Below are 20,940 nucleotides of genomic sequence, written 5' to 3' on the forward strand. Positions count from 1 at the left end.
TAGTGTCGTTATTATCAAATACGACTCTCAATGGTCTTCGTTTGATTTCGGTTATTGTTATTGTTTAGGGTAAAGGTGACATTGCGTTTTTTACCTTTTACCGCATGCAAGTTGCTGATGTACTTTTTCCATAGTCTATCACTTAAATAGCCAATATGAATATCTGGGTCTTTTCTAACGCCTGCAACAATGGCGCCGTCAACAATGGTCGCAATAATGTAATCTTGAAAACTCTTACAATAAAGGTTTTTAATAGTGCGTTCGCCGTATTCTTCAAATGCCATTTCTAAACCAACGCTGATCTCTGCATCACACTTGGCAGATAATATGTTTTCAATTCTAGCTACAGTATCGTCAAAACGGCGAATGCTTGGCATATGAATGGTTTTTTCATACATCACTAAGCTATCATCTGATTTCAAAAACCATAAATCATAGCGATTTGTCTCACATTTCATCTCATACTTTGTGATTGCTTGTCGATCAAGGCCAGGCATGACGGTAAAGTTCATACTGTATGGAGTGAGGCCAAAATTGGTATTGGTATTGGTTTCAGGAAAAAAATGTGAGACGTGGGCAGAATTGCGTGGCGCTAAAGTGTTGCTAATTGGAAAGCTGTAGTCAGGTATTTGAGTGATTTTACAATCATCAACTAAAGACAATAACTCATTCTTTTTAACGCCTAAAGGCACACTTTCAATATTATAATCGCCTTCTAATGATGCGACTTTTTCAAGCTTTTTTGTTAATGATAATTTTTCCAAATGAAGTAGATAATCATCAAAAAATTCAAAATTTTGATCGTCTGATTCTGCTTTTAATTGTCTATATATCGCTAAAGAAAAGCCATAATGTACTGAAAGCTCAAGATCACGAGTGTAACTCGCATAGTCGCTATAGTTGTGTTGCTTTGCTTCTAAATGGTTTTGGTGAGCAGTGTACTCGGTAAAGCCTTCGTTGCGCGCCAACGTCATGGCGGCTAAGTATTGTTCTAATGTTAAATCATAAGATTGTGCTTTGTTAAGCTCAACCGTATAGCTTTCAAAGTTCGCTAAACCATAACTATTCGCCAGAGCTTCTTCATTACTGTTTTTAATTCCCAGCACCAATAACGGTACCAACATTAAACAAAACGCAAGGTAATATGCTGCTTGCTTTTTCCCTGTAATTCTTAATTTTCCATTCACTTTATTTTGTTTTGGAGAGATTACATTCAGTAAAAAATACAAAACAAAAGCGACAAGGAGTGCTGCCAAGACAATAAATGTTAATTTCATCAAGTAAACCCTGTGGACTTCATACAACAATACAGATGCAACTCGCTAGGGTAATTAGCAGATGTCTATATTCATTATTTTTATTTTAATTGTGGGCAGTTAGCCTGCCTCTACTTATTTTCGTTTTATTACACGAAAGTTGCATGATGTTAACACTTAATTACAAATAACCCAAGGAAACCAAAGTTTGCCTGTTTTTTAGTCCTCTTATTCTTTTTTTAATAAAAAAATTAATTAGTTATGTTCCCGAGAAGAAAGTTTTCTTGCCAACACTGCTAGCATCCAATGCTTGGTTTTGTGGTAAAGCAGTAGCACCATTGAGCAAATAAATTATTTTTAAGCCTTGCTCTGCCAGTTCAATAGCGTGTTGATAATTTACCATTATCGTTGAAGAGATATCTTGTGGATATTTTTCTGCATCACGCCGCACGTATTCTAGAAGTTCAGGGTTTACGTCTTGATCGTAAAATACGGCGTCGGCAAATTGTAGCTCTCGGTGCGCGGCTAATGTTAAACATTCGGGATTACCGTCAAGAGTGTGTATAAAGACAATATCACCTGAGGGAGGCGGAACTTCCTGCTTTAAGCTAACGATCAGTTGTTGTTCGGCCGACGCTGTTTTGCCGACGAGAATATCTTGACCGATATTTCCTCGCAGCATCTGCTCCCAAAAGAGTCGCCTATTGCGAACACCTTTAACTCGTGCTTTTACGTGATCTCTAAATTTAAAGCAAAACTCTGCAAGTTTGCCGTATTGGGCGGGTAGAATTTTGTCAATTTTTTCTCGTAGCATTCTCACCAACACAGGCGAGCTACCAGAGCTAGATATTGCTACTAACATCGGGCTTCTATCGACAATAGCTGGTGTGATATAACTACATAACTCAGGTTGGTCGACAACATTAACCAGAATGTTCTTCTGCTGGGCCAAATTTGATACTTTTTCGTTCACTGCTGAATCATCTGTTGCTGAGATCACTAAGTTAACCTCACCAATATCTTCAGCCGCGAAAACGCGCTGATGCCATGTTAATTGGTGAAGATTGATTAATCGCTCGACCGTGGCGTTTATCTTTGGAGAAATGATCGTTATCGACGTTGTCGACTTAAGTAAGAGTTCGATTTTTCTAGCTGCAACATCGCCTCCTCCGATAATAATCGCACGAATTCGTTTGCTGTCTAAAAATACGGGAAAGTAATCCATAAGTTAATCAAGTTGCCATTTAGCTAAGATGGATTGATATTGTCCGCTTTTTTTTATTTTTTCCAGCGATTCGGTCAACTTTTTGGTGATTTCTGGTGAAGTATTTTTACTTGTGGCCAAATAGTAGTTAGTGGCAAAGTCTTTGAGCTCCAGTGCAATCTCAATTGGTTGGTTATTCAAGCTTGGATCTGAAGCTTCTAGTTGCCACATAAATTTATTTGCCAATAAGAAATCTATATTGTTTTTGTATAGTAGCTGCCATAGCCCTTGATAGCCTACGCTTGTCAGTAGGTTCTCGTCTAGTCTAAAGCCATGACCAAGTAGGTATTCCTGTGATATGTCTAGTCGTATCACGCCCACTTTATATTTCAGGGCATCTTTAATTGTATTTAATTGTAAGTGCTGTAGTCGCTTTAACTTAATAAGGTAGACATTGGCATGATAAATGGTGCCAATCCAGTTGAATTGGGGTTGGCGCTTTGGGGTTTTCATGATCGAAAAAATCAGTGTGTTTGGGTATGTTTTGGCTATCTGAAAAGCTCTAGCCCAAGGAAGCACTTTAATCTCTCCCTGTATACCGGCATCGTCGATGATGGCTTCTACCAGTTCAACCATGGCACCTTTAGCTTCGCCATTGTCGTCTTCAAATTGTAGGGGTGGTAGTGACTCCGTCACTATGGTTATATTAAGTGGGGAGGGAGCCAAAGCACTACTGGCTATAGGATAAAACAATACTACATATAAAAATCCTTTTATGTATGGGTATACCGAACAATTAAACCGATACATATTTACCTCTAAATATTCATTATGTTGACTAGTTAAGTAAATCGTTATTTGCTCACAATATAATTAACTATACGTCTAAATAGAAAACTCGTCCCTATTTTCGACTAGCTTTATCTTTTGAGCGTGGGATGAAAATATGGCTTATGAGCGCTTAAATAGATCAACATTGCGTCACTATCGTCTTATAATATGGATAATATTTATCTCCTGCTCATATTAAGAAAGACTCAATGCCATATATTCAACTCAGGTTATTAGCGAATGAAGAAAATGCTGAAAAGTTCAGTGATTGGTTAGTGGCTAGTGGCTCGGTCGCTGTAACGCTTCTCGATTTGAAAGACTATAACGACACAATACATAATAGTGATACCAACCCGTTCGGCGATGCCAAAGATACACCTATCTATGAACCCTTACCCGGTGACGAGGTTGTGTATTGGGAAAACACCATTGTAATGGGGTTGTACGATGCCAATCAAGACATGGAAAAAGTTGTTCGTTATTTAAAGACAATTCATCCTGATAAAGCTGAAATGCAATTTAAAGTGGAACAACTTGAAGATAAAGATTGGGAACGCGAGTGGATGGACAACTTCCATCCGATGAAATTTGGTCAGCGGTTATGGATTTGTCCTAGTTGGCGTGAAGTGCCGGAGCCTGAGGCAGTAAATGTTATGTTAGATCCTGGTTTAGCCTTTGGCACCGGTACCCATCCAACAACTGCACTATGTTTAACTTGGTTGGACGGGTTAGATCTAACAGGAAAAACTGTCGTCGATTTTGGTTGTGGCTCAGGAATATTATCGTTAGCAGCATTAAAACTCGGTGCTGAAAAGGTGATTGGTATAGACATTGATCCACAAGCACTGCAAGCAAGCCTAGAAAATGCAAAGCGAAACAAAGTAGAAGACCGCTTAGAATTGTATTTGCCTCAAGATCAGCCCACCTTAAAAGCAGATATTGTGGTGGCCAATATCTTAGCAGGTCCGTTAAAGGAACTGGCGCCGACGATTATTGAGTTCGTCGCCGAAAAAGGCTTGCTTGCCTTATCTGGCGTGCTAGAAGGACAAGCTGCACAACTACAAACTATTTATAGTAAATGGTGCGACATGGATGCGGTTAAAGTTCAAGATGAGTGGGTTAGACTTTCAGGGACGCGTCGCAAGGCTTAACATCAAATTTAGAGCATATTTTGTCAATATTTGTACGATTTATGCTCTCATCAGCTAATTGCAAAAAGTCAATATTAAAAACACGAAAAAAATCAAATTTTGTTCAAAATATATCCTTTTCAATCCTATTAAAAACACGTAAACTTAGCGCCCTTTTGACTAAGAGCTCAAAAAAGCAACAGTGAAGATAGGTACATATCAGCTAAAAAGTAATGTAATACTTGCGCCAATGGCCGGTATTACTGATAAGCCTTTTAGACAACTTTGTTGTCAATTAGGTGCTGGATTAGCAGTGTCTGAAATGTTGTCAGCCAATCCGAAAGTATGGAAAACGGAAAAGTCAAAGCTCAGAATGGTACATAGTGCTGAAGCAGGAATTCGCTCAGTACAAATCGCCGGCTCTGATCCTGACGAAATGGCATTTGCAGCTCAGGTTAATGTAGAAAGTGGCGCTCAAATTATTGATATCAATATGGGGTGTCCGGCCAAAAAAGTGAACAAAAAGCTAGCGGGCTCTGCGTTACTAAAAGAACCGGCACAGGTTGAGCAAATCGTTAAATCGGTGGTCAATGCTGTCAACGTTCCAGTTACGCTTAAAATTAGAACCGGCTGGTGTGAAAACACTCGAAATGGTATCGAAATTGCAAAAATTGCAGAACTCAATGGTATTCAATCACTAGCAGTTCATGGCCGTACGCGTAATGACTTTTATAAAGGCAACGCAGAGTACGACACCATTAAAGCGATTAAAAAAGCGGTTTCTATTCCAGTAGTGGCAAATGGAGATATTGACTCTGCTGAAAAAGCTGAGCAAGTGTTAGCTTATACTAATGCAGATGCGATCATGATTGGTCGGGCTGCACAAGGTAAGCCTTGGATTTTTAGAGAAATAAATCATTTTCTAGAAACTGGTAAACACTTATCGGCTCCCTCATTGGACGAGGTTCGCTCAATTTTACTTGAGCATGTAAAAGAATTGCACCAATTTTATGGTGACTTTATGGGGGTGAGAATCGCCCGTAAGCATGTTTCTTGGTACATGCAGCGTCATGACCAACAGAAAACGTTTCGATCAATATTTAATGCACTCGAATCGACTAGCGAGCAGCTTGAGGCATTAAATATGTATTTTGATAATTTAACTAAATAAGAGTCTGAACTTTATGTTTGAACAAAATATTTCTTCTCCGTTCATTACCAATGTTAACGATATTCAAGCGCAATCAAAGGCATCACCTTTGCGTACACAAGCTAAAATAGCGATCAAAAACTATTTGTCACAACTAAATGGTAATGACGTTGATGATATGTATGACCTTGTACTGTCAGAAATTGAAGCGCCAATGCTTGAAGAAGTAATGCAGTATACTCGCGGTAACCAAACACGTGCAGCGAACTTATTAGGTATCAACCGTGGTACACTTCGTAAGAAGCTTAAAAAATACGGTATGAATTAATACCCCGCAGGCTCAGCCTGCAATGAAAAGCACCTTAGGGTGCTTTTTTGTTTTTAGGAACTAAAAAAGTTATCCAATTAGTCAACTTTTTAGCTCCAATTATCGCGCTGGAGCGATAATGAGTAAAAGACTCACTGCCAAGGATAGATGTCAAAGGCCAGACCAACTAAATTTAATTCAAAGGTAAGCAAACAGCAATGGATACCCCACGCCCAATCAAACGTGCACTTTTAAGTGTTTCTGATAAAACTGGTATTGTAGAATTCGCTCGCGTATTAGCGCAAAAAGGTGTTGAACTTCTTTCAACTGGCGGTACTGCAAAATTATTGGCAGATAATGGTATTAACGTCACTGAAGTGTCGAACTACACAGGCCACCCTGAAATAATGGACGGTCGCGTAAAAACCCTTCACCCTAAAGTGCATGGTGGTATTTTAGCGCGTCGTGGTATGGACGAAGCAGTGATGGCTGAAAACAACATCGATGCTATCGATATGGTTGTTGTTAACTTGTACCCATTTGCTAATACCGTGGCAAACCAAGATTGTTCATTGGAAGATGCCATCGAAAATATCGATATTGGCGGCCCAACCATGGTGCGTGCTGCGGCAAAAAACCACAAAGATGTTACTATTATTGTTAATGCTCATGACTATAAACGTGTATTAGCGGAAATGGATGCCAACGATGATTCATTAACCTACAGTACACGTTTTGATTTAGCGATTGCTGCATATGAACATACAGCAAGTTATGACGGTATGATTGCCAATTACTTTGGCCAAATGTTACCTGCCCATGGTAGCGAAGAAAGCACGCCGAACTTTGAAGAAAAGAAACAATTCCCACGTACATTCAATAGCCAGTTCGTTAAGAAGCAAGATTTACGTTATGGTGAAAACTCTCACCAAGCCGCTGCTTTTTATGTCGAAGCAAATCCTGAAGAAGCATCAGTTTCTACTGCATCTCAACTTCAAGGTAAAGCACTATCATATAACAATATAGCTGATACCGATGCGGCTTTAGAATGTGTAAAAGAATTTGATGAGCCAGCCTGCGTTATTGTGAAGCATGCAAACCCTTGTGGTGTTGCTATTGGCGACAATATTTTAGCGGCTTATGAAAGTGCGTTTACGACAGATCCTACTTCAGCATTTGGCGGTATCATTGCCTTTAACCGTGAGTTAGATGCGGACACCGCTGAAGCGATCGTTTCGCGTCAGTTTGTAGAAGTGATTATCGCGCCAAGTATTTCGGACGCGGCGGCACAAATTGTCGCGGCTAAGCCAAATGTTCGCTTATTAGAGTGTGGACAATGGGATACTAAGACTACAGGTGTTGACTATAAACGTGTTAACGGTGGTTTGTTGATTCAAGATCGTGATCAAGGTCGCGTTGCAGAAAGTGACTTGAAAGTTGTCACTAAACGTCAACCAACGACAGAAGAAATGCGTGATTTACAATTCTGTTGGAAAGTCGCTAAATACGTGAAATCAAATGCTATTGTTTACGTTAAGAATAGCATGACCATCGGCGTTGGAGCTGGCCAAATGAGCCGTGTTTACTCCGCTAAAGTGGCGGGCATAAAGGCGGCCGATGAAAACTTGGAAGTGAAAGGCTCTGTTATGGCTTCTGATGCATTCTTCCCGTTCCGTGATGGTTTAGATGCAGCCGCCGAAGCGGGTATTACTGCGGTAATTCAACCTGGTGGGTCCATGCGCGATGACGAAGTTATTGCTGCGGCAGACGAGCACGGTATTGCTATGGTGTTCACAGGTATGCGCCACTTCCGTCACTAAGCTTTTATTGCCAAGTAAAATGGCTCGGTAATAGCAACAAAGAGAGCGCTTTTAAAAACATTTCGTTTTTTAATGCTCTCTTTGTTTGTTAAGGATGTTGGGTTCCATAAGAAGTAAACTCTCAAGGCTCACTTCTATAGGCATGAAAAGCAAGTTGTCATAATTAGATACAGTTTTCTATTGAGTGAACTGACTCTTTTTATTAATTCTGCTATAACATATCCAGCTCTAAAACATTTAACTTGGTTATGGAAGATTAAAATGAAAATAATAAAAACACTCACAGCAGCATCACTTTTAACATTGACATTAGCAGGTGCTCAAACCGCATATGCTCATGGTGATAAAGAGCACGCAACGAAAATGAACCAGTTGTCAGCAGCCATTGCCGGCGATCATCGTAGCGATAAGAATAAAGCCCGTGATATGTATCGCCACCCCAAAGAAACGTTGGAGTTCTTTGGTTTTCATTCGGCTATGACCGTGGTTGAAATCACACCTGGTGGTGGTTGGTATACTGAAATTCTGGCTCCAGCTTTAAAAGGAAAAGGAAAGTTATACGGCGCTCAGTACCCTGATACTGGAGAAGATAATTACTTCAGCAAATCTCGTAAGAATCTTGAGAAAAAATTAGCCAGTAACGCTGTATTTAGTGAAGTCGAATTAACTGATTTTGTTCCGCGTAAAGAAAGTACATTAGCCCCAGCGGGCACTGCCGATCTAGTACTAACTTTCCGTAATTTACATAACTGGAAAGATGCCGGCGTTGAACAGGTATTTAAAGACGCATACAAAGCACTAAAAGCTGGCGGAGTATTAGGTGTAGTAGAGCATCGTTTACCAGAAGGTAGTGACCCAGAAAAATCTCGTGGTTACGTTTCTCAAAGTAAAACAATTGCGCAAGCTAAAGCTGCTGGTTTTAAATTAGCGGCTAAAAGTGAAATTAATGCAAACCCTAAAGATCTTGCACAATATAAGGTCTGGACGTTACCACCAGCGCTTGCTAATGGTGAAAAAGACAAAGAAAAATATTTAGCGATCGGTGAAAGTGATCGTATGACTTTAAAGTTTGTTAAACCGAAAAAATAACGGAAGAGCTTTTCGCTTTTCCTTTTTAAGTTTTATACATTAGGAAAATCAAATAAATGAACGTATTGGTTATTGGTAGTGGTGGTCGTGAACATGCACTTGCATGGAAAGCGGCGCAATCAAACAATGTATCTAAAGTATTCGTAGCGCCAGGTAATGCCGGCACAGCTACAGAAGAGAAGTTGGAAAATATTGCTATCAGTGTTTCTGATATTCCAGCACTTATTGATTTTGCTAAGCAAGAAAACATTGGGCTGACTATTGTCGGCCCAGAACAACCTCTTGTCGATGGTGTTGTAGACGCTTTTCAGGCTGAAGGTCTTGCTATTTTTGGGCCTAGTGCAAAAGCTGCGCAACTTGAAGGCTCAAAATCTTTCACTAAGGACTTCCTCGCTCGTCATAATATTCCAACAGGTGCTTATCAGAACTTCACTGAAATAGAACCAGCACTGGCTTATGTTCGTCAGCAAGGTGCGCCAATAGTCGTAAAAGCCGACGGCCTAGCGGCAGGTAAAGGTGTCATTGTCGCACTGACACTTCAAGAAGCTGAAGACGCCATCAAAGATATGTTGGCCGGTAATGCGTTCGGTGATGCAGGTCACCGCGTTGTAATTGAAGAGTTTTTGGAAGGCGAAGAAGCAAGCTTTATTGTCATGGTAGATGGCAAAAATATATTGCCTTTCGCAACAAGCCAAGATCATAAGCGTGCTTACAATGAAGATAAAGGCCCTAATACAGGTGGCATGGGTGCATATTCTCCAGCGCCGGTGGTGACTTCTGAAATTCATGAACGTGTAATGAACGAAGTTATTATTCCTACTGTAGAAGGAATGGCCAAAGAAGAGGCGCCATATACTGGTTTCTTGTACGCAGGTTTGATGATAGCAGCGGACGGTACACCTAAAGTAATTGAATACAATTGCCGTTTTGGTGACCCAGAGACGCAGCCAATTATGATGCGATTAAAATCGGATCTTGTTGAGCTTTGTTTAGCTGCATGTAATGAATCATTAGATCAATCAACGATTGAGTTTGATTCAAGAGCTGCAGTAGGTGTTGTTCTAGCTGCAGGTGGTTACCCAGGAAGTTACGAAAAAGGCGATGTCATTTTCGGGTTGAACACTAATACCCTTGAAGATCGTAAAACTTTTCATGCTGGCACAGCATTAAAGGATGGACAAGTTGTCACCTCGGGCGGTCGAGTACTTTGTGCTACTGCGCTAGGTGATAACGTAACCCAAGCACAGCAAGCAGCTTATGAATTATTACACCAGATCTCATGGGATAAAGTAGAGTTTAGAACTGATATTGCTTATCGAGCAATATCACGAGAGCAAAATTAGCGATCATAGGCATTAAAAAAGCGGAATCAACAATGTTGATTCCGCTTTTTATTTAGACGGAAACTATTCTGAGTCGTCAGTACGTTCAGGTCTTTCTTTGGCTTCACGAACTTTCAATGTACGCTGCTGAAACTCTGAATCATTTAACGCAGAAATTGCATTTTCAAAGTCAGCCGACGCCATTTCGACAAACCCAAAACCTCGTCGCTTACCTGTGTGTTTATCTTTCATTAAACGTACAGAATGAACAGTTCCGTGTTCAGAAAACAGGTTTCTTACAGCAGCCTCATTTGCACGATAGGGTAAGTTACCTACATAAAGTGTTTTTATATCGCTTGACTGTTCACTGCTATTTGAATTGAATAATTGGCTTAGGAAAGGAGACACCAATGCTCCAATAAAGATACTAACTGCGACGGTTTGTTGATTCGCGTCGAACATGTTAGCTAAGAAAAAGCCAATAACTGCCAAAATAGCGGCAGCAACAATGGCTGTAAAGATTTGAGAAGACTTCATATTGTTATACCTGATTATTATTGTAAATCATAAAATGACAATTCTATGTTACCCAGCTTTCATGAATGTGCAACATTAAGTTCAAGATTTGTCCAATTAATTCAAATAGAGCAAGTTAATAGCAAAATTAAAGAATATCTCTGCCAATTGAAGCTAAACGCATTCTTTCTATGTTTATCGCTATCAATAAGTTCGACGATCACTCGTTTATGATAATACTTAATTTTTGTTTAAAAGATCGCTAAAGATCGTGCGAATAAATGCCAAAAATAAAGGCTTCGTTCAATTATTGACCGAACAGTAAATTAATTTAAAATAAAGCTTGATCCTTTCCTAAAAATCCCTAAAATGCGCTCCACTTCTTCGGGACAAGCCCAAGAGGTTGTTTTGAACAGTTTAGTTAAACAATAGTTTGCTTAAGCTCGAAGATAACTTAGAAAAACAAGTTAAATTATTTTTCAAAAAGTTGTTGACATCAAAACTGAGTTGCGTAGAATGCGCATCTCGCTTCGGGACAGGCTACTAGCCAGCTCCAAGCAAACAGTGATAAGCGAATGCGACTTACACTGGCTACTTAATCAAGTAGTGTTCTTTAACAATTAGTTATCATGCAATTTGTGTGAGCACTCACATTAGTGTTGATTTTACATAGTCCTTCGGGACAAAAAAACAGCTTAATGATGAAGTTCACGCAAAACTACTTATGACCTTCGGGTTATAAGAACATATGTTTTAAATGTACAGAATTCATTGAGCCGCATCTTATGATGCACAAACGATTTTAATTGAAGAGTTTGATCATGGCTCAGATTGAACGCTGGCGGCAGGCTTAACACATGCAAGTCGAGCGGAAACGAAAAGTAGCTTGCTACTTTGGCGTCGAGCGGCGGACGGGTGAGTAATGCTTGGGAATATGCCTTATGGTGGGGGACAACAGTTGGAAACGACTGCTAATACCGCATAATGTCTACGGACCAAAGGGGGGGATCTTCGGACCTCTCGCCATTTGATTAGCCCAAGTGAGATTAGCTAGTTGGTAAGGTAAAGGCTTACCAAGGCGACGATCTCTAGCTGGTTTGAGAGGATGATCAGCCACACTGGGACTGAGACACGGCCCAGACTCCTACGGGAGGCAGCAGTGGGGAATATTGCACAATGGGCGAAAGCCTGATGCAGCCATGCCGCGTGTGTGAAGAAGGCCTTCGGGTTGTAAAGCACTTTCAGTCGTGAGGAAAGGTGCTAGTTTAATAAACTAGTACTGTGACGTTAGCGACAGAAGAAGCACCGGCTAACTCCGTGCCAGCAGCCGCGGTAATACGGAGGGTGCGAGCGTTAATCGGAATTACTGGGCGTAAAGCGTGCGTAGGCGGTTTGTTAAGCAAGATGTGAAAGCCCAGGGCTCAACCTTGGAACTGCATTTTGAACTGGCAAACTAGAGTATTGTAGAGGGTGGTGGAATTTCCAGTGTAGCGGTGAAATGCGTAGAGATTGGAAGGAACATCAGTGGCGAAGGCGGCCACCTGGACAAATACTGACGCTGAGGTACGAAAGCGTGGGGAGCGAACAGGATTAGATACCCTGGTAGTCCACGCCGTAAACGATGTCAACTAGCTGTCTGTAGACTTGATCTGTGGGTAGCGTAGCTAACGCGCTAAGTTGACCGCCTGGGGAGTACGGCCGCAAGGTTAAAACTCAAATGAATTGACGGGGGCCCGCACAAGCGGTGGAGCATGTGGTTTAATTCGATGCAACGCGAAGAACCTTACCATCCCTTGACATCCAGAGAATTTACTAGAGATAGTTTAGTGCCTTCGGGAACTCTGAGACAGGTGCTGCATGGCTGTCGTCAGCTCGTGTTGTGAAATGTTGGGTTAAGTCCCGCAACGAGCGCAACCCCTATCCTTATTTGCCAGCGAGTTATGTCGGGAACTTTAAGGAGACTGCCGGTGATAAACCGGAGGAAGGTGGGGACGACGTCAAGTCATCATGGCCCTTACGGGATGGGCTACACACGTGCTACAATGGCGTATACAAAGGGCAGCAAGACCGCGAGGTGGAGCGAATCCCATAAAGTACGTCGTAGTCCGGATCGGAGTCTGCAACTCGACTCCGTGAAGTCGGAATCGCTAGTAATCGTAGATCAGAATGCTACGGTGAATACGTTCCCGGGCCTTGTACACACCGCCCGTCACACCATGGGAGTGGGTTGCAAAAGAAGTAGCTAGTCTAACCTTCGGGAGGACGGTTACCACTTTGTGATTCATGACTGGGGTGAAGTCGTAACAAGGTAACCCTAGGGGAACCTGGGGTTGGATCACCTCCTTATCTTGAAGTAAAACGCCTGATGGAAGCCTTCGGGTTTCATGAGTGTTCACACAAATTGCACTGATAACAAATTAGAAGAAGAAAAGTAAAACCCTAGCATAATAAGGGGCTATAGCTCAGCTGGGAGAGCGCCTGCCTTGCACGCAGGAGGTCAGCAGTTCGATCCTGCTTAGCTCCACCACTTATTGTGTAGTACTTAGGTACTTATGCAGGTCTGTAGCTCAGCTGGTTAGAGCGCACCCCTGATAAGGGTGAGGTCGGCAGTTCAAGTCTGCCCAGACCTACCAATCTTCTTCACAAAGAATTAAATGACCAAATTTAAGCTATCTTTTTTAAGATGATTTAAATTTGGTTTTTTAAACCACGAATTAGCCGAATGCGCGCTAGTTTGAAGCTCTTTAACAATCTGGAAAGCTGATATAAATACCCGGTGTTTATATGGTGTTGAACGTGTCGCGCGTTTCAATACATCAACATATAGATACCAACAGCGAGTGAGATAACCTTATCGTTTATCGAACAAGCTGATTAACTTCTCCTCCTCGGAGAATGTTAATAAAAAATCTAAATCAAGTAACTCATCTACATCGAAAGATGTGAGAGTACGTGAAAATGTCAGGCTGTACGATTAGTTCGGATTAGTCTCCGAACATTCTAAGACTACTTAGGGTTGTATGGTTAAGTGACTAAGCGTATGTGGTGGATGCCTTGGCAGTTAGAGGCGATGAAAGACGTGTTAATCTGCGATAAGCTGAGTTGAGGTGATAAAAACCGTTATAGACTCAGATTTCTGAATGGGGAAACCCAGTGTCATAAGACACTATCACTTAGTGAATACATAGCTAAGTGAGGCGAACCGGGAGAACTGAAACATCTAAGTACCCCGAGGAAAAGAAATCAACCGAGATTTCCTTAGTAGCGGCGAGCGAACGGGAATTAGCCCTTAAGTGGTTTGTAAGTTAGTGGAATAAGCTGGAAAGCTTAGCGATACAGGGTGATAGCCCCGTACACGAAAACAAACTTACCATGAAATCGAGTAGGTCGGCACACGTGAAATGTTGACTGAATATGGGGGGACCATCCTCCAAGGCTAAATACTCCTAACTGACCGATAGTGAACCAGTACCGTGAGGGAAAGGCGAAAAGAACCCCTGTGAGGGGAGTGAAATAGAACCTGAAACCGCATACGTACAAGCAGTGGAAGCCTTCGGGTGACTGCGTACCTTTTGTATAATGGGTCAGCGACTTATTTTTTGTAGCAAGGTTAACCGATTAGGGGAGCCGTAGCGAAAGCGAGTGTTAACTGCGCGTTTAGTTGCAAGGAATAGACCCGAAACCCGGCGATCTACCCATGGGCAGGTTGAAGGTTGAGTAACATCAACTGGAGGACCGAACACACGTATGTTGAAAAATGCGGTGATGACTTGTGGGTCGGAGTGAAAGGCTAATCAAGCCGGGAGATAGCTGGTTCTCCCCGAAATCTATTTAGGTAGAGCCTCGGACGAACACCATCGGGGGTAGAGCACTGTTAAGGCTAGGGGGTCATCCCGACTTACCAACCCTTTGCAAACTCCGAATACCGATGAGTGATATCCGGGAGACACACGGCGGGTGCTAACGTCCGTCGTGAAGAGGGAAACAACCCAGACCGCCAGCTAAGGTCCCAAAGTCATAGTTAAGTGGGAAACGATGTGGAAAGGCCCAGACAGCTAGGAGGTTGGCTTAGAAGCAGCCATCCTTTAAAGAAAGCGTAATAGCTCACTAGTCGAGTCGGTCTGCGCGGAAGATGTAACGGGGCTAAACTATGCACCGAAGCTGCGGATTTAACTTTTAAGTTAAGTGGTAGGGGAGCGTTCTGTAAGCCGTTGAAGGTGAACTGAGAGGTTTGCTGGAGGTATCAGAAGTGCGAATGCTGACATGAGTAACGATAAGGGGAGTGAAAAACTCCCCCGCCGAAAGACCAAGGTTTCCTGTCCCATGTTAATCAGGGCAGGGTAAGTCGGCCCCTAAGGCGAGGCGGAAACGCGTAGTCGATGGGAAACAGATTAATATTTCTGTACTTCTATATATTGCGAAGGAGGGACGGAGTAGGCTAGGTGAGCACGGCGTTGGTAGTCCGTGTGAAAGTATGTAGGCTGAAGACTTAGGTAAATCCGGGTCTTCTTAAGGCTGAGATACGAGACGAGAACCCAAGGGTTTGAAGTCATTGATGCCATGCTTCCAGGAAAAGCTTCTAAGCTTCAGATATATAGGAACCGTACCCCAAACCGACACAGGTGGTTAGGTAGAGAATACTAAGGCGCTTGAGAGAACTCGGGTGAAGGAACTAGGCAAAATAGTACCGTAACTTCGGGAGAAGGTACGCTCTCTAGTGTGAATCCCTTGCGGAGTAAGCACAGGAGAGTCGAAGTAACCAGGTGGCTGGAACTGTTTATTAAAAACACAGCACTGTGCAAAATCGAAAGATGACGTATACGGTGTGACGCCTGCCCGGTGCCGGAAGGTTAATTGATTGGGTTAGCTCTGCGAAGCTCATGATCGAAGCCCCGGTAAACGGCGGCCGTAACTATAACGGTCCTAAGGTAGCGAAATTCCTTGTCGGGTAAGTTCCGACCTGCACGAATGGCGTAATCATGGCCACACTGTCTCCACCCGAGACTCAGTGAAATTGAATTTGCGGTTAAGATGCCGTATACCCGCGGCTAGACGGAAAGACCCCGTGAACCTTTACTATAGCTTGACAGTGAACATTGCTCCTACATGTGTAGGATAGGTGGGAGGCTTTGAAACCGCGTCGCTAGATGTGGTGGAGCCAATCTTGAAATACCACCCTTGTATGCGTGATGTTCTAACCTAGGGCCCTAATCGGGCTTGGGGACACTGTCTGGTGGGTAGTTTGACTGGGGCGGTCTCCTCCTAAAGAGTAACGGAGGAGCACGAAGGTTGGCTAAGTACGGTCGGACATCGTACGGTTAGTGCAATGGCATAAGCCAGCTTAACTGCGAGACAGACACGTCGAGCAGGTGCGAAAGCAGGTCATAGTGATCCGGTGGTTCTGTATGGAAGGGCCATCGCTCAACGGATAAAAGGTACTCCGGGGATAACAGGCTGATACCGCCCAAGAGTTCATATCGACGGCGGTGTTTGGCACCTCGATGTCGGCTCATCACATCCTGGGGCTGAAGTCGGTCCCAAGGGTATGGCTGTTCGCCATTTAAAGTGGTACGCGAGCTGGGTTTAGAACGTCGTGAGACAGTTCGGTCCCTATCTGCCGTGGGCGTTTGAGAATTGAAGAGGGCTGCTCCTAGTACGAGAGGACCGGAGTGGACGAACCTCTGGTGTTCGGGTTGTCATGCCAATGGCATTGCCCGGTAGCTACGTTCGGAACTGATAACCGCTGAAAGCATCTAAGCGGGAAGCAGGCTTTGAGATGAGTTCTCACTGGGACTTTAAGTCCCCTAAAGGGTCGTTGGAGACTACAACGTTGATAGGTCAGGTGTGTAAGGGTTGTGAGGCCTTGAGCTAACTGATACTAATTGCCCGTGAGGCTTAACCATACAACACCCAAGTGGTTTTGTGTGTCTGACATGAATAAAAGTCACGTACTCGTGTTACTGATTAGATTTAGATAAGTATTTACATCGCTCACTGACATCCATGTCATTGCGATATTAGTGCATTCGTGCACGTCATCAGCTTTCAAGATTGTAGTTTTTTTGCTTGACGACAATAGCGTTGTAGAACCACCTGATCCCATGCCGAACTCAGAAGTGAAATGCAATAGCGCCGATGGTAGTGTGGGAGTTCCCATGTGAGAGTAGGACATTGTCAAGCTTCTATTATGAAAAGCCCGATTCGAAAGAGTCGGGCTTTTTTACGTCTGGCGTTTTTACGTCTGGCGTTTGAATAAATGGCTTACTCACATATAAAAATAATTCAAGTAGAACGCTACTAATCTCAATGATTTACTCTATACAAAATTTTGTTATTTAATTTTGCTGAAAAATTCAGCATAATGTCGAAAATTATAATAATTGATCATATTTATGCGCAGTAGTAGTAATTATCTAGCCTTAACTTTTTCTTTATCTATTTCTTCTTTGTCTCCGTCCGTTTTGGCAGCAACTATTGAACGTAGTGAAAATAACTTTGTTTTTGATTTTAATGAAGGTAATTATTTTGAAGCAGGCATTGGTGCTCAATATGGATATATTGATAATTTTTTAAATCAAAGTCATGGTAAACAAAGTACGACTTTCGCCAAAATTTCTGCCGATTCTTTTCTACAAACTCACAATGATAACCATCTTCTACAAATTGGAGCGGATGTCGATACAATATTTTTCGACGACTTTAAGGATGATGAACACTCGAATGTCAATGTAAGAGCAAAGTATTTTTATAAGCTTGCAGATATGCAAACGTTGTTTTCTAGCATAGTGTTTAGTAATAATTATGAATACAGGGGAACAGGTACGAGTAAAGGCCAAGCACTGGCATTAGACTCCGGCAATGAGTTTGACGATAAACTATTAAATCTAGGTTATAACTATGGACGATTAGACTCAGTTTCTAAAGTCTCGCTTTTAGTGGGAATCAAAGAACGAGAATACAAAACTCGTAGGCAAGTTACGAGAACGTTGGATAACGAGGCGAAATTTGCGCATGTAGGTGTAGATTATCTAATGTCAGAAAAGACCTACTTTAGTTTTCTAGTCGAGTTAGAAGACATTGAGTACGATTATTCAAAAGAGCAGAACAGAGAAGAAATTGCGATATTAGCTGGTATAAAGTGGGAAGCGTCAGAACTCAGCCAACTTACATTGATGCTTGGCTATGAAACCTTGTCTTTTGATGAAAGTGTGTTTGATGATGATGATATATTTAAATGGCGTATGTCCTATGATTGGAGGCCTCTTGATTATTTCTCAATGCAACTGAGATCAGGTCGCTCGAGTGAGCAATCTAATGAAATTGAAAGAAACTATAGAGTGGTGGATGATTACACGTTAACGAGTTCGTATTTCATTAGTTCTCATTTAAATATGCGTCTTCAAGTTGCCTATAGGGCTGAAGAAATACAGTTTACTACTAATACAGTAGATGAAGACTTTTTGTTATTTGCGCCGCAGTTACAATATCAAGTTAGTGAACGTGTTAAGATGCGCATTGGCTATGAATTTATTACTGTTAGTAGTGATATAGGTATCAATGAATATGATAAGAACAGTTTTGAAATTGGTATCAACGGACAATTTTAGAGAGTAGTTTGTTGAAATGAGGATGTTAGTTGTAATAGTGATACTGATTATGAATTCACCAGTACTTGCTGGGGATTATTTATTGGGGTCTGGTGATAAAATTAAAATCACTGTCTATAACGAACCTGATTTAACAGTTGAAGCTAAAATTGATAGAACGGGAATCGTTTCTTTTCCCTTCATTAAAGATATTGCAATTATTGGAATGACAACTGAAGCGGTTGAGTTGCAGGTTAGAAATGGTTTGCTGGGGGATTACTTAGTTGATCCACAAGTCTCAGTTTCCGTTATTGATTACCGACCGTTCTTTATTCATGGGGAAGTTGTAAAACCTGGTGGATATCCCTACCAAGAAGACTTGAGGCTAGATAAGGCGATAGCATTGGCAGGAGGACTTGCAAACAGGGCGTCTAAGTCGAACTGGAAAATTACTAGGTCAGAAAATGGAAAAACATTTACGATAGAAGCAGATATTTCTACCGTAGTATTACCTGACGATATAATAAAAATAGAGCAAAGTTTCTTTTGAGCGAGCTAGATAATAATAGATTGGATTATAATTTTACTGACGAAGATGTCTCTCTGAAAGAGCTATTGCGGCCTCTTTGGGTGCGTCGTTGGAAGATAATTTTTTGTACGCTATTGGTTACTTCAATAGTGGCGTTTTACGTCACCTTGTTAAAACCAGTATACAAAGCAAGTGCTATCCTACATATAGGCAGCAATATCTCATCTAACACTTTGTCAATAAATGATGCCTTTTCAGAGTCGAGTGCTACTGAGGAACAAATCCAAACTCAATATGAATTACTTAGGTCTCGACAATTTGCTGAGCGAGTAGTAACCGAGCTTGAATTACAAGATAATAAGGAGTTTGTTGCTGGAAAGTACAATAATAGACTTCCATTTCTTGCAGATAAGACGTCATTATCTTCCCCCTCAATTGCAAATGTTGTTTCTGGTGTACAGGGGCGTCTGACGATATCACCTGTACTCAATACTGAATTAGTTCGAATAACTTTTTCTTCCTATGATCCTAAATTATCGATGCGTGTTGCCAATCAGGTTGGAAAGACTTATGTTGCGTATCAAGATGAAATCCACAGTGCCTCTAAAGAATCAACGTCACAATGGTTAGTCGATCAACTAAAAGAGTTGGGTAAGAAACTTGAAGTCTCAGAGCTTTCTCTCCAACGATTTAAAGAAGATGAAGGATTAGTTGATATCCAAGGTGTTCGGGGGCTAATAGGCTCTGAAATTACAGCTTTAACCTCTTCGTTATTACAAGCAGAAAAACAGCTCGATGATTTAAACGTAACTTTTGAATATATACAGCAAAACAAAAGAGATTTTCGAAAGCTAACTGATCTAAGCGAAGTGAATGCCCATCGTTCCTATTTACAGCTGACAAACACCAAAGATCAAATTGAACGAAAGATATCTGAGTTGTCCAAGCGCTATGGTCCAAAGCATCCTAAACGTATTTCGGTGCAAGCAGAGTTAGAGGCGATAAAAGAAAACATTGTTCAACAAGTGCAAAATCAGGTTTTATCTGTAGAGAAGGATTATTTTACTGCAGTTGCTAAATTAAAGGCGACAAAAGCGAGACTTGTTAAAGCCAAAGCTGATTATTTACGATTGAGCAAATTAGAGAATAAATTTTCACAGTTAGAACGTGAAGTTGAAACAAATAAAGAACTCTACAACAATTACTTAGTTCGCTTGAAAGAAGCTGACGCTATGGGAAATTATAACGCTAATTTTTATGTTCGCTTTATCGACAAAGCAATAGAGCCTAATAGTCCATATGCGCCACGAAAAACATTACTGGTCATAGTATGCTTTATCCTGTCGACGATTGTTACATCAATATATGTCATCATGCGAGAGCTGCTTGTTGATACATTAAACTCCCGCAGAAAATTGGAAAGCTTTAATGAGGCCAAGATATTAGCTGTATTACCTAAAATTAAGTACAAAGCGCAACAAGATGATGACAAGTATATCGTCGATAATAGGTTTACCGAGGCGGTCCGAACTTTACGAACCTCATTGTTGTTTAACAATGAAAAAAAACCGCCCAAAGTAATAGCCATTACATCTTCTGTCCCTAACGAAGGGAAGTCTACTGTTGCACTTCATTTAGCGCGCTCTTTTAGTGAAATGGAAAAAGTATTACTGATTGAGGCTGATTTACGCCACCCCACATTAGCTAAAAATTTGGACTTGGCCCAACACCGACCGGGTCTATCAAACTTGCTCGCTAAAACGCACCAAATTAACGAATGTATTGTGCGTGATAAGAGTGCAAAGTTAGACATTTTAACCTCTGGGATCTCACCAGCTAATCCACTTGCGTTTTTGTCAATGAAGCGTTTTGAGATGCTTATTAAAGTCTTTGGTAATTTTTATGATCGTATTATTATCGAAACTCCCCCTGTTAACGCAGTAAGTGATGCCGTTATCATTTCTCGGCTTGTCGAAAGTGTGCTTTATGTTGTTCATGGCAATAAAACACGTCGAGAACATATCACCTCAGGTATTCGTATGCTTAAGCAAGTTCGTGCGCCAATCGATGGTATTGTTATTAATCAAAGCCAAAATATTGATACCAGCAAATATCACAGTAAATATTACAATGACATGGCTAATATCATTAAATTGCCCGTGAGGAAGCAAGGTTAGCGTTGCCGTTTTACATCATTGTT

The 20,940-nt window shown here is 41.5% G+C and carries 13 protein-coding genes, 2 tRNA genes and 3 rRNA genes; 14 read left to right on the top strand and 4 right to left on the bottom strand.

Features of this window, described 5'->3' with window-relative positions:
* Nucleotides 1–14: 14 nt before the first annotated feature.
* From QUE03_RS02270 to QUE03_RS02280, 3 genes are all read right to left on the bottom strand, one after another.
* On the bottom strand, nucleotides 15–1,277 hold the full coding sequence (locus tag QUE03_RS02270; RefSeq protein ID WP_286264692.1) for a hypothetical protein: 1,263 nt from the start codon (nucleotides 1,275–1,277) through the stop codon (nucleotides 15–17).
* A 238-nt stretch (nucleotides 1,278–1,515) separates the two neighbouring features.
* Entirely contained in the window at nucleotides 1,516–2,481 is a 966-nt protein-coding gene (locus QUE03_RS02275; protein WP_286264694.1) for an NAD(P)-dependent oxidoreductase, read from the bottom strand.
* Nucleotides 2,482–2,484: 3 nt separating this feature from the next.
* The gene (locus QUE03_RS02280) at nucleotides 2,485–3,270 is read right to left on the bottom strand and encodes a substrate-binding periplasmic protein (RefSeq protein WP_286264697.1); all 786 of its coding nucleotides are present in this window, start codon (nucleotides 3,268–3,270) and stop codon (nucleotides 2,485–2,487) included.
* A 230-nt stretch (nucleotides 3,271–3,500) separates the two neighbouring features.
* On the opposite strand from QUE03_RS02280, the gene prmA reads away from it, so the two are divergent.
* The 6 genes from prmA to purD all read left to right on the top strand — a co-directional run bounded on the left by prmA (nucleotide 3,501) and on the right by purD (nucleotide 10,130).
* A complete protein-coding gene (gene prmA / locus QUE03_RS02285) occupies nucleotides 3,501–4,442 on the top strand; it encodes a 50S ribosomal protein L11 methyltransferase (RefSeq protein ID WP_286264698.1) in 942 nt (313 codons plus the stop codon).
* A 181-nt stretch (nucleotides 4,443–4,623) separates the two neighbouring features.
* Nucleotides 4,624–5,592: a tRNA dihydrouridine synthase DusB gene (gene dusB, locus QUE03_RS02290; RefSeq protein WP_286264700.1), complete on the top strand. Its 969-nt coding sequence runs from the start codon at nucleotides 4,624–4,626 to the stop codon at nucleotides 5,590–5,592.
* Between the two features lie 13 nt (nucleotides 5,593–5,605).
* Nucleotides 5,606–5,899 carry a DNA-binding transcriptional regulator Fis gene (fis, locus tag QUE03_RS02295; protein ID WP_286264702.1) on the top strand — a complete coding sequence of 98 codons (294 nt, stop codon included), beginning with the start codon at nucleotides 5,606–5,608 and terminating at the stop codon, nucleotides 5,897–5,899.
* A 197-nt stretch (nucleotides 5,900–6,096) separates the two neighbouring features.
* Entirely contained in the window at nucleotides 6,097–7,698 is a 1,602-nt protein-coding gene (gene purH, locus QUE03_RS02300; protein WP_286264704.1) for a bifunctional phosphoribosylaminoimidazolecarboxamide formyltransferase/IMP cyclohydrolase, read from the top strand.
* A 261-nt stretch (nucleotides 7,699–7,959) separates the two neighbouring features.
* Nucleotides 7,960–8,787, top strand: a complete 828-nt coding sequence (locus tag QUE03_RS02305; RefSeq protein ID WP_286264706.1) for a class I SAM-dependent methyltransferase — start codon at nucleotides 7,960–7,962, stop codon at nucleotides 8,785–8,787.
* Nucleotides 8,788–8,843: 56 nt separating this feature from the next.
* Entirely contained in the window at nucleotides 8,844–10,130 is a 1,287-nt protein-coding gene (gene purD / locus QUE03_RS02310; protein ID WP_286264708.1) for a phosphoribosylamine--glycine ligase, read from the top strand.
* 63 nt (nucleotides 10,131–10,193) lie between these two features.
* Here the strand turns inward: purD and QUE03_RS02315 are convergent, their stop codons facing one another.
* Nucleotides 10,194–10,646 carry an RNA recognition motif domain-containing protein gene (locus QUE03_RS02315; protein WP_286264710.1) on the bottom strand — a complete coding sequence of 151 codons (453 nt, stop codon included), beginning with the start codon at nucleotides 10,644–10,646 and terminating at the stop codon, nucleotides 10,194–10,196.
* A 782-nt stretch (nucleotides 10,647–11,428) separates the two neighbouring features.
* On the opposite strand from QUE03_RS02315, the gene QUE03_RS02320 reads away from it, so the two are divergent.
* The 8 genes from QUE03_RS02320 to QUE03_RS02355 all read left to right on the top strand — a co-directional run bounded on the left by QUE03_RS02320 (nucleotide 11,429) and on the right by QUE03_RS02355 (nucleotide 20,917).
* Nucleotides 11,429–12,971 (top strand): 16S ribosomal RNA (locus tag QUE03_RS02320).
* Nucleotides 12,972–13,076: 105 nt separating this feature from the next.
* Nucleotides 13,077–13,152, top strand: a tRNA-Ala gene (locus QUE03_RS02325).
* 29 nt (nucleotides 13,153–13,181) lie between these two features.
* Nucleotides 13,182–13,258 (top strand) — tRNA-Ile (locus tag QUE03_RS02330).
* A gap of 389 nt (nucleotides 13,259–13,647) precedes the next feature.
* Nucleotides 13,648–16,528: ribosomal RNA gene (locus QUE03_RS02335) — 23S ribosomal RNA — on the top strand.
* A 162-nt stretch (nucleotides 16,529–16,690) separates the two neighbouring features.
* A 5S ribosomal RNA gene (gene rrf, locus QUE03_RS02340) occupies nucleotides 16,691–16,805 on the top strand.
* Together the 16S, 23S and 5S rRNA genes with 2 tRNA genes alongside form the textbook arrangement of a ribosomal RNA operon.
* A 212-nt stretch (nucleotides 16,806–17,017) precedes the next feature.
* Nucleotides 17,018–18,232 carry an outer membrane beta-barrel protein gene (locus QUE03_RS02345; protein WP_286264712.1) on the top strand — a complete coding sequence of 405 codons (1,215 nt, stop codon included), beginning with the start codon at nucleotides 17,018–17,020 and terminating at the stop codon, nucleotides 18,230–18,232.
* A gap of 49 nt (nucleotides 18,233–18,281) precedes the next feature.
* A complete protein-coding gene (locus QUE03_RS02350) occupies nucleotides 18,282–18,761 on the top strand; it encodes a polysaccharide biosynthesis/export family protein (protein WP_286264714.1) in 480 nt (159 codons plus the stop codon).
* Complete coding sequence (locus QUE03_RS02355; protein WP_286264716.1) at nucleotides 18,758–20,917, top strand: GumC family protein; 2,160 nt, start codon at nucleotides 18,758–18,760, stop codon at nucleotides 20,915–20,917. Before QUE03_RS02350 ends, QUE03_RS02355 begins: the two co-directional genes overlap by 4 nt.
* Nucleotides 20,918–20,940 lie beyond the last annotated feature (23 nt).

The organism is Thalassotalea atypica (genome assembly GCF_030295975.1).
GTDB lineage: Bacteria > Pseudomonadota > Gammaproteobacteria > Enterobacterales > Alteromonadaceae > Thalassotalea_F > Thalassotalea_F atypica.